The sequence below is a fragment of the Chromohalobacter sp. HP20-39 genome, from assembly GCF_033052815.1.
Classification (GTDB): Bacteria; Pseudomonadota; Gammaproteobacteria; order Pseudomonadales; family Halomonadaceae; genus Chromohalobacter.
Window position 1 is genome coordinate 1 of sequence record NZ_JAWHTP010000761.1, and the last position, 265, is coordinate 265.

The 265-nt window shown below is 68.7% G+C and carries 1 protein-coding gene; it reads right to left on the reverse strand.

The window, feature by feature from the left end; all coding sequences use genetic code 11:
* Positions 1-71: 71 nt before the first annotated feature.
* On the reverse strand, positions 72-265 hold a 194-nt coding region (locus RVY79_RS19995; RefSeq protein ID WP_317466321.1), incomplete at its 5' end, for a hypothetical protein.

Sequence of the window (265 nt, forward strand, 5' to 3'; positions counted from 1 at the left end):
GGCAGCGGATAACGGCGGGCGGCACGAGCGCACCGCAGTTCGATAGCTTACCGCAGCCGGATGCCGCTGATTCAAGCCGCGCGCAATGGGCCCTGACCGGTGCGCGTGCGCGCGAGCCACAACACGGTCTCGTCGGTGGCAGTCTCGTGGCCAAGTTCGCGGCGCGCGAGTGCCAGCAGTGGGTCGAGCATTGCGGCGTAATCTGCTGCCGCCAAGTCCGATCGGGCCCATAGGGCCTCGGTTCGCTCACCGAGTTGCTGGCGCC